Annotated in this window: 10 protein-coding genes; 5 read left to right on the plus strand and 5 right to left on the minus strand. The window is 60.7% G+C overall.

Going from position 1 to position 9,666, the window contains the following annotated elements:
- Positions 1-22 precede the first annotated feature (22 nt).
- On the minus strand, positions 23-1,054 hold the full coding sequence (locus AC13RC_RS17615) for an L-idonate 5-dehydrogenase (protein WP_488557963.1): 1,032 nt from the start codon (positions 1,052-1,054) through the stop codon (positions 23-25).
- A gap of 11 nt (positions 1,055-1,065) precedes the next feature.
- Positions 1,066-2,013 (minus strand): 2-hydroxyacid dehydrogenase, encoded by a 948-nt coding sequence (locus AC13RC_RS17620; protein WP_488557964.1) that lies wholly within the window; start codon positions 2,011-2,013, stop codon positions 1,066-1,068.
- Between the two features lie 85 nt (positions 2,014-2,098).
- On the opposite strand from AC13RC_RS17620, the gene AC13RC_RS17625 reads away from it, so the two are divergent.
- The 5 genes from AC13RC_RS17625 (at position 2,099) to AC13RC_RS17645 (ending at position 5,732) form a co-directional block, all read left to right on the plus strand.
- The gene (locus AC13RC_RS17625; RefSeq protein WP_488557965.1) at positions 2,099-2,857 is read left to right on the plus strand and encodes an SDR family oxidoreductase; all 759 of its coding nucleotides are present in this window, start codon (positions 2,099-2,101) and stop codon (positions 2,855-2,857) included.
- Between the two features lie 7 nt (positions 2,858-2,864).
- A complete protein-coding gene (locus tag AC13RC_RS17630; RefSeq protein WP_488557966.1) occupies positions 2,865-3,368 on the plus strand; it encodes a gluconokinase in 504 nt (167 codons plus the stop codon).
- Complete coding sequence (locus AC13RC_RS17635; RefSeq protein ID WP_488557967.1) at positions 3,365-4,252, plus strand: NAD(P)-dependent oxidoreductase; 888 nt, start codon at positions 3,365-3,367, stop codon at positions 4,250-4,252. Before AC13RC_RS17630 ends, AC13RC_RS17635 begins: the two co-directional genes overlap by 4 nt.
- Positions 4,249-4,581 (plus strand): hypothetical protein, encoded by a 333-nt coding sequence (locus AC13RC_RS17640; protein WP_113332781.1) that lies wholly within the window; start codon positions 4,249-4,251, stop codon positions 4,579-4,581. The genes AC13RC_RS17635 and AC13RC_RS17640 overlap by 4 nt, the downstream gene beginning before the upstream one ends.
- Positions 4,582-4,712: 131 nt before the next feature.
- Positions 4,713-5,732, plus strand: a complete 1,020-nt coding sequence (locus AC13RC_RS17645) for a LacI family DNA-binding transcriptional regulator (RefSeq protein WP_488557968.1) — start codon at positions 4,713-4,715, stop codon at positions 5,730-5,732.
- Positions 5,733-5,790: 58 nt separating this feature from the next.
- Here the strand turns inward: AC13RC_RS17645 and AC13RC_RS17650 are convergent, their stop codons facing one another.
- The 3 genes from AC13RC_RS17650 to AC13RC_RS17660 are packed head-to-tail and all read right to left on the minus strand — an operon-like array spanning position 5,791 to position 9,509.
- Entirely contained in the window at positions 5,791-6,885 is a 1,095-nt protein-coding gene (locus AC13RC_RS17650) for an ABC transporter substrate-binding protein (protein WP_113407361.1), read from the minus strand.
- A 40-nt stretch (positions 6,886-6,925) separates the two neighbouring features.
- Complete coding sequence (locus AC13RC_RS17655; RefSeq protein ID WP_069615586.1) at positions 6,926-7,996, minus strand: ABC transporter permease; 1,071 nt, start codon at positions 7,994-7,996, stop codon at positions 6,926-6,928.
- 16 nt (positions 7,997-8,012) lie between these two features.
- The gene (locus AC13RC_RS17660) at positions 8,013-9,509 is read right to left on the minus strand and encodes a sugar ABC transporter ATP-binding protein (RefSeq protein ID WP_488557969.1); all 1,497 of its coding nucleotides are present in this window, start codon (positions 9,507-9,509) and stop codon (positions 8,013-8,015) included.
- Positions 9,510-9,666: the final 157 nt, after the last annotated feature.

The raw sequence follows: 9,666 nt of genomic DNA on the forward strand, positions 1-9,666 counted from the left end.
GTGGATTTCGCGCCGTTTCGGTTCAGGTAAAGGCGATCTGCACCTTCATCGCCTGGCTTCGATCCGAAGCGATCTCGAAGGCGCTGATCGCGTCGGCAAGCGGTACCGTATGGGTGATGAGCGGCCGCACATCGATGAGACGATTGCGCATCAGATCGACGCCGACGGTAAACTCCTCATGAAAGCGGAAAGAGCCGCGTAGTTCCAGTTCCTTGGCCGTGATCGCCAGCATCGGCAAGCTCATGTCGCCGCCGATACCAAGCTGTACGATAATCCCCCGCGGCCTCAATGCGGTAATGCCGCCGGCAAGGGCAGCGGCAGCGCCCGAGCATTCGTAGAGCACGTCGAAAGTGCCCTTGTCTGCGGAATAGGCGGCAAGCGCTTCGGGCTCGTTCTTTGTATTGATGACCCTGTCGGCACCCGCTTGCCTAGCAAGCGACAAGGTGAAATCCGAAAGATCGGTTGCGACGATCTCGACGGCACCGGCACGGCGTGCGGCCAGGATCGAGAGAACGCCGATCGGACCACAGCCGGTCACGAGAACGCGCTTGCCGAGCATCTCGCCCGCGCGACGCGTGGCATGCAAGGTCACGGCCAAAGGTTCTGCCATGGCCGCTTCACCCGGCGTCAGACCATCGGCTGGCACGCATTGGATGGCATCGGCCACCAGCGTCTCGCGGAACGCACCCTGGATGTGCGGGAAGGGCATGGCGCTGCCATAAAAGCGCATGTTGAGGCACTGATTGGGCAATCCCTGCAGACAGTAGCGGCAAGTCCGGCATGGGCGGGAGGGGGAGACGGCAACGAGCTGACCGATCTCGAGCCCTTGCACGCCCGGGCCGAGTGCGGTGACGGTCGCGCTGACCTCGTGTCCAAGGATCATCGGCTCCTTCAGGCGCACGGTGCCGAAGCCGCCGTGATGATAGTAGTGCAGGTCGCTGCCGCAGACGCCGCCGGTTGCGAGCTTCAGCTTCACTTCTCCCGCACCCGGTTCTTCCTCCGGATAATCCTCAATGCGCACATCCTTGGCGGCGTGGGCGATGATGGCCTTCATGTCTTTCTCCCTCAAAGAACGGGTGTCGGCAGCGCCTGGCCGGCGAAATGAGCGGCGAGATTGTCGCGCACGAGCTTACCCATGGCCTTGCGCGTCTCGACCGTGCCGGAGGCATGGTGAGGCTGCAGCAGCACATTGTTCAGCGCCAGGAAGCGCGGATTGAGTTTCGGCTCGCCTTCGAAGACGTCGAGTGCCGCCGATCCGAGCTTGCCGGCTTCCAGCGCGTCAAGCAGTGACTCCTCGTCTATATTGGAGGCGCGCGAGATGTTGATCAACATCCCTTCCGGGCCGAGCGCCTCGATCACCTTCTGACCGACAATGTGCCGCGTCGTCGCTGAAGCAGCGAGCGTAACGAACAGGAAATCCGATTGTGTCGCGAGCTCGACGGGATCGGCCACGAAGGCCATGTCGGAGGCGTAGGATTTTGCCTCGACGTCCGAATAGGCAATCTGCATGTCGAAGCCCTTCAGGCGCTTGGCGACTTCGAAACCGATGCGACCGAGGCCTAGCACGCCCGCGCGCCGTCCCCAGACACGCCGCTTGAGGGGATAAAGCCCCTTTTGTGCCCAGCTGCCGTCACGCACCCATGTCTCCGCACCGATCATACCGCGCGACAGGCAGAGCATCATGGCAACTCCGAGGTCGGCCACATCATTGGTCAGAACGTCAGGCGTATTGGTGACGCGAATGCCGCGCTCGCGGCAGGCCTGCAGATCGACGGCATCGAAGCCCACGCCATAGACCGAAATGACCTCAAGCTTCGGGCAGGCTTCGATCATAGCGCGATTGGCGCCGAGCTCGCCGCGGGTGGCAATAGCCCTGATCGATGGTCCGATCTGGGCAAGTAGTTTTTCCTTGTCGGTAGCCTCGAAATAGCGATGAACCTCGAACGCTGTGTCAAGCGGCTCTTGATCCCATGGCGGGTAGGGGCCAATCTGCAGGATTGGTGGCTTGCTCATCGTGTATGTCCTCCCTTGACATCAAATGTTATCGATAACATAAACAAGGGAGGCGACCATTGTCGAGATAAAAACGGAGGAAACGATGTCTGCTGGTCTTTTCGATCTGAAGGGGCGGCGCGCCCTGGTGACAGGTTCTTCCCAAGGTATCGGGCTTGCGCTCGCGAAAGGTTTGGCGGCCGCCGGCGCCGAGCTGGTGCTTAACGGCCGTGACAAGGAAAAACTCGCCAAGGCGGCCGAGAACTTCGAGGGCAAGGTGCATATGTTGCCATTTGATGCCACCGATCATGAAGCTACGCGCAAGGCCGTCGATGCATTCGAGGCCGAGGGCGGCGCGATCGACATTCTCGTCAACAATGCTGGCATGCAGTTTCGCACGCCGCTGGAGGATTTTCCCGCCGATGCCTTCGAGCGGCTGCTGCGGACGAATATATCGAGCGTTTTCAATGTTGGCCAGGCCGTCGCCCGTCATATGATCAAGCGCGGCGCCGGAAAGATCATCAACATCGCGAGCGTACAGACGGCGCTGGCGCGCCCGTCGATCGCGCCATACACGGCAACCAAGGGTGCCGTCGGCAATCTCACCAAGGGTATGGCGACGGATTGGGCGAAGTACGGGCTGCAATGTAACGCCATCGCGCCGGGTTATTTCGATACACCGTTGAATGCAGCTCTCGTTGCCGATGCCGATTTCTCCGCATGGCTCGAAAAGCGCACGCCGGCCGGTCGGTGGGGCCGCGTCGAAGAACTGGTCGGCGCCTGTATCTTCCTTGCTTCCGATGCCTCCTCCTTCGTCAACGGTCATGTGCTCTATGTCGACGGCGGCATCACAGCTTCGCTTTGATGACGCAATGCCGCGCCACTTCGTCATCATGGGCGTCAGCGGCTGCGGCAAGTCGTCGGTCGGCTCGGCACTCGCAGCGTGCGTTGGCGGCATCTATGTCGATGGCGATGATCTTCATCCCGCGGCCAACGTCGCGAAGATGAGCGCCGGCATTCCTCTGACGGATGCCGATCGATGGCCCTGGCTCGACAAAATCGGTCAGCGCCTGACCTTGGCCGATGAGATCGCGCTGATTGGATGTTCGGCGCTGAAGCGCATTTATCGTGACCGGATCCGCGAGGTCGTCGGCGCGCCGGTTTCGTTTATCCATCTGGCCGGTTCAAGGGAAACGATCCTGAGGCGTCTGCAGGCAAGGCGCGATCACTTCATGCCGCCGGCTTTGCTCGACAGTCAATTTGCCGCGCTGGAGCCGCCGGGGGCCGACGAGCAGGCGATCACCGTCGATATCGATCAGCCGCTGGATCAAGTCGTGGCGGCCATCTTAATTGCATTGGAGGAGACGCAATCATGACCAGCAAGGTGGCGCTGATCGGCGCGGGTGCAATGGGCGGAGCAATCGGCGCTCGCCTGGTGGAGACGGGCAACCAACTCACTGTCTTCGATCTCGACAAGGAGAAGGTCGCGGCACTGACTGCAAAAGGCGCGACGGCTGCCGCCAGTGCGGCGACTGCTGCTGCCGTTTCCGATTTCGTCATCCTCAGCCTCAATTCGCCGAAGATCGTCCATGCCGCCGTTTTCGGATCTGAAGGTATCGCGTTAGGTGCTAAACCGGGCACGCTGATCATCGATATGTCGTCGATCGACCCCGACGCGACAAAGGCACTTGCCGCAGAGGCAGCGGAAAAGAGGCTGCGCTGGGTGGATAGCCCGCTATCCGGTGGAGCGCCAAAGGCCCTGATCGGACAATTGACGCTGATGGCCGGCGGCAGCGAGCAGGATGTCGCGGACGCGCATCAAGTCCTGCGCCATGTGGCCTCGAACTACACGCATATGGGTCCCGTCGGTGCGGGCCAGACCACGAAGCTCATCAATCAGGTTCTTTGCGCATTGAATTTCCTCGCCGTCGCCGAAGCAACGCAACTGGCGCTCGATGCCGGCGTCGATGCCGCGAAAATCCCGCAGGCGCTGAAGGGCGGACGGGCCGACAGCGCCATCCTGCAGGAATATATGCCGCGCTACGTCAGCAAGGATTATCGCCGCACCGGCCGCATCGACAACATGGTCAAGGATCTGAACGGCGCTCAGGATCTCGCTCGCAGGACCAATACCGCCATGCCGCTGACGGCGGTTTGTGCCGAGATACACCGCATGCTGACGGCTTCCGGGCTTGGCGGTGAGGATCAGGCCGCGCTGATGGAATTCTTCAAAGGGCCGAACAAGGAGGTCGCAGGATGATTACCCGATACGCATTATTCGAAGGCAAGGTCAAAGACGGAGAGGCAGAGGCGTTTCGAACGGCTGTCATGGAAACCATTTTGCCGAAGTGGAAGCAGTTTCCGGGTGCCCTCGACGTGCGGGTGACCTTTGCCGAGGCACGCGACGAAGGTGCCCCGGAGTTCCCGATGATCTTGGCGGTGAACTATCCGGATATGGCCGCCGTGGAGAAGGCGCTTGCAAGCCCGGTACGCACGGAGGCACGTGCGGCGACGGAAGCGGTTCTCTCGCGCTTTTTCGAGGGACGCATCCATCATCATGTGACGCTTGCCCATGAATTCCAGCTGTAGAACATCGCAGGACGCTTTCCGATGCCCGGCGCCGGTCGTGTCTTGCGCGCATGGCGGGATAGCTGAAAGCGCCTCTTGCCATTCTGGGAAGAGGCATATTACTCTCATGGTAACGATAACATAGGCCATTGATGAGTAACGATCGCAAAACGCCGACCATGGCAGACATAGCCCGCGTCATGGGAGTTTCTCCCATGACCGTGTCGCGTGCCTTCAAGGCCGATAGCCTGGTCAGTCCGGAGACGCGCGAGGCGATCCTGCGAACGGCGGAGGAGCTGGGCTATGTCTTCGACAGCACCGCGTCCAACCTGCGTTCGCAAAAGTCCGGCTTTGTCGCCGTTACCATTCCATCCATCAACAATGCCAACTTCGCAGATACGGTCGGCGGCCTCTCGGACACTTTGTCCAAGCGGGACATGCAGATTCTGCTTGGCTATACGAACTACGATGTCGAAGAGGAGGAGCGGCTGATCGAGCAGCTGCTCCGCCGCAGACCGCAGGCGATCGTCGTGACCGGCGGCACCCATACCGATCGCGCCCGCAAACTTCTGCAGACCGTCGCAATCCCCGTGATCGAGACCTGGGATATCCCGACCAATCCGATCGGCCACTATGTCGGCTTTTCCAACAGGGCCGTCATGCGCGATATGGTTGATCATTTCGTCGCGCTCGGCTGCCGCCGCATCGCTTTTATCGGCGGTGACGTCCAGCGGGATTCACGCGGCAGCGAACGCAGGCTCGGTTTCATTGCGGCGATGCAGGCACATGGCCTTGATGCATCGAGATTGATCGCGGCCGGATCGCCGCCGATCTCGATGCGGGAGGGCGCCAATGCCATGGCGAAGCTGATCGAGCTTTATCCCGATACGGAAGCCGTCGTCTGCGTCTCGGATCTTGCCGCCTACGGTGCACTTACCGAATGTCGGCGGCTCGGGATTCCGGTGCCGGAACGCTTTTCCATCGGTGGTTTCGGCAATTACGAAATCGGCGAGGTCTGCGTGCCGACCTTGACGACGATCAATGCCTTCGCGCGTGAGATCGGCGAGCGGACTGCACAATTGATCCTGGATATTCTCGATGGCACGCAGTCGATTCCTGATGTCAGGATCTTGCCGCAACTGATTGCACGCGATAGCAGCCGCCAAGCTTAGTGTTGTTGTCGAATGATGTGGCCCGGCCTTTAAGCCAGGCCACCCCCCGTTATTGGGATCACTTACCCCAGATCTTCTTATACTCGTCCTTATAACCGTTGTCCGGATCGAAGGTGTTCTTCGGGCCGCCATCGGATTGGATATTGTCTGCCGTCACGACGTGTAGCGGTGAGAGATAGCCGGACCATTTTTCACCGGCGAAGGCACGATTGAGTTCATCGACCAATTGCCAGCCCTGGAGATTAAGGGGTTCGGCAACCGTAACCTTCTGGAATTGACCGGCGCGGATGCGTTCATAGGCCGATTGCGAGCCATCGCCGGCAGCGACATTGATCGGCGCATCGGTGCCGCTCTTGCCGGCGGAGGCGAGCGATGGACCCATGAAATCGAAATAAAGGTCGTTGATCGCAAGCGAATGCGTCCAGCTGTCACCGTATTTCTGAAGGAGGGATGTCGTGAGCTGCGGCATGCGCTGCGATGTCTCGGCAATCGGAGTATCGACATATTCGAGAACCTTGCCGCCCAGACGCTCGATCTCCTGCTTCATCTTGTCGGCCTTGGCGATCGCGATCGCATAGGTGGAGTCGGTGAAGATGATGACGCCCGGCTTGCCCTTGGCATCGACGAATGCCCAATCGGCGGCAGCCTTCGAGACCTCCATGGCGTCGGTGCTGACATTGGCGAAGAGCCCATTCTTGTCGTCGGGGCCGATGGTCGGGCCGGCATGCCAAGCGACCAGAGGGATTTTGGCGGCTTTCGCCTGTTCCAGCGCAGGGGCCTGTTCGACGGCATCGAAGCCGTCGATGATGATGCCGGCGGGCTGCAGCGCTATCGCCTGACCGAAGGCCGCTGTACGGCCGCCGATGGAGCCCGCGCCATCGAGAACCTTCACCTCCCAGCCGATCGCCTTCGCCGCTTCCTCGACACCGTTGCTGACGCCGAGAATGCCGCCATTCTTGAGATCGCCCGCGAGCACGACGATGGTCTTGCCGGTCTGCGCCTTCGGGCCTGTCGTCGGGCCGTCCCATTTGGTGACCGGGGTTGCGTATTTGTCGACGACGGCCTTCGCATCCGCCAACGGATCGGCATAGGCCTGGCCGGCGCATAGCACCAGGATCGCCGTCGTGGCCTGCAGGAATTGTCTACGATTCATGTCTTCTCCTCCCTTTGAACATTCGAACTTCAGATGATCTTCATTTCTCCGCCGGCTTGGCGGAAAGTTGCGGCGCCTGGGCGGGGGCCATGCGTCCTGCATGGCTGCGGCGGCGCTGGGCGTAACCGGCAATACCGATCGCGACGAGCAGGGTGACGCCATTGAATAGAGGCTCGACATAGAAGGAGCCGCCGAACTGCTGGATGCCGGCAATACCGACTGCCAGAATGATGACGCCGATCATCGTGCCCCAGACGTTGACGCGACCGGGCTTGATGGTGGTCGATCCGAGGAATGCGCCGACCAATGCAGGCAGAAGATATTCGAGCCCGACGCTTGCCTGGCCAATGCGCAGCTTGGAGGCAAGGAGGACGCCGGCAATGGCGGCAAGCGTTCCCGAGGTAACGAAGGCGCCGATGACGAAGCGGCGGACGGGAATGCCGTTGAGCGCGGCAGCCTTTGGATTGGCGCCGATCGCATAGATATAGCGGCCGATCGGCAGATATTCGAGGACGATCCACATGACGAAGGCAAGCGCCAGGACATAGATGCCGGTGATCGGCAGGCCGAAGACCATCGTGCCGTTCAGCGCATAAAATCCCTGCGGCAGCATGCCCACGACCTGCCGCCCGCCCGTATGCCAGAGTGCGATTGCATAAAGAACAGTGCCCGTGCCGAGCGTTGCGATGAAGCTATCGATCTTGGCAATCTCCACCAGCAGGCCGTTCAGAAAGCCGGTCAGTGCGCCAAGCGCGATGACGATCAGGACCGCAACCGGCCAGGGCAGGCCGAACATCGTCTGAAGGCTGATCGCCAGCACATGCCAGAGCACGATGCCGTAGCCGATGGTCAAATCGATGCGCCCCGCCGCCATCGGGATCATCGCGGCCAGCGACAGGATGGCGATGATCGTTTTGTCCGAAATGATCGAACGCAGATTGAGCATCGTCGGGAATGTCTGCGGTAGCAGAATCGAGAAAAGCAGGATCAGGAAGACCGTCAGGATGACGAGGCCATAGACGGGCAGCAAGCGCTGGATCTTCTGGCCGAGGCTCATGGCCGAAAGCTCGGCGCGGGTCGGCTCGAGCGCGTTGGATTCGATCGATTGCATGGTGTTCTCCTCCGGTTCAGGCCGCTTCTGATGCAGATGCGGCGGCGATAACCGCCGGCGTTGTAAGGTCGGCACCGCTGAGTTCGCGCACGATCCTCCCGCGCGAAAACACCAGGGCACGATGGCAGATATGAGCGATTTCCTCGAAATCGGTGGAGACGACGAGAACGGCAAGGCCAGCCTCGACGGCCTCGGCGATCAACCGATAGATGTCGGCCTTGGCGCCGACGTCGACGCCGGCAGTCGGATCCTCGGCGATCAGCAATTTGCGGCCCGTCGCCAGCCATCGTCCTACGACCACCTTTTGCTGATTGCCGCCAGATAGGGCTTCGATGGCAAGGCTCTGATCGTTAGGCCTGAGGCCGACACGGCTGCCAAGCGAATAGGCAGCTTCTGCTTCGCGGCGTGGAGACAGGAACGAAAACAGGCTTCGTCCGGAGGCGCCGGGGTTGAGGAAGGTATTTTCGCGCAGGCTGAGCGACATGGCGACGGATTCTTCCGTCCGATCCCTGGCGATCAGGCCGATACCTGAAGCCATCGCGGCGACGGTGCTGGAAAGGTCGGGTGCGGCCCCATTCAAGCGAACGCTGCCCTGCGATGGCTCGCAACCGAATAGCGCCCGTCCGATCAATTCCTGACCGGCGCCGCGCAGGCCGACGAGCCCGAGCAATTCGCCCTGTCGGATATCGAAGGACACAGGTCCTGCGCCGCGGCAGGTGAGCTCTTTTACTGAAACGATGGCAGGCTCGGCGCTTCTTTCCGCCTTGACGAAGAGCTGGTCCGCCTTGCGCCCGACGATCATGCGAATGAGCTCATCCGGCGTCGTTTCGGAGACTGGCTTCTGGCCCACCAGCTGACCATCGCGCAGCACGGCGACGCGGTCGGCGATACGGAAAATCTCGTCGAGACGATGCGAGACATAAATCATGGCCACGCCGCGCTCTTTCAGCGGACGGATGGCGGCAAAAAGCTTCTCGACCTCATCGGCGGGCAAGCTAGCTGTGGGCTCGTCAAGCACAAGCACGTCGGCTTCGACAGCGAGTGCGCGGGCGATTGCCACGAGCGACTTTTCCGTACGGGTCAGCTCCTGCACGCGGGTCGACGGATCGAAATCGCAGCCCACGAGTTTTAGCGCTTCCGCGGTGCGCCGCTCCGTCGCCCGCCAATCAATCAGCCGTCCACGCAGGGAATAGCCCTGGGCGAGCCCGACATTCTCGCCCACCGTCATCCATTCGATCAGCCCGAGATCCTGATGGATAAAGGCGACCGGCTGGCGCTGATTGGGTTGCGGCGGGCGATGATGATAGGGCTTGCCGCGAAACAGGATCTGCCCGCCATCCGGCTTGTAGATGCCTGCCAAGGTCTTGATGAGCGTCGATTTGCCCGCACCATTCTCTCCGAGAAGCGCGAGAATTTCGCCCCGCTGCAGGTCGAGAGATACGTTCGACAGCGCGCGCGTTCCGCCAAATTCCTTGGTGATATCGGAAAATTCGAGCAGCTTTCCGTTGTCCATCCTGCTCCTCCCAAAGCTTCGATGAGAGAAGGCTATGTTATCGATAACATTCCGTCAAGTGGCTCAAAGGCATCTGAGGAATACTCAGGCACTTGGCGTCGGCGCACACGGAAGTCGGCGTATTATCCGAGACTTTGGTTTAGGCATAAAATATATT

The sequence above is a fragment of the Martinezella sp. CNPSo 3890 genome (assembly GCF_057784455.1).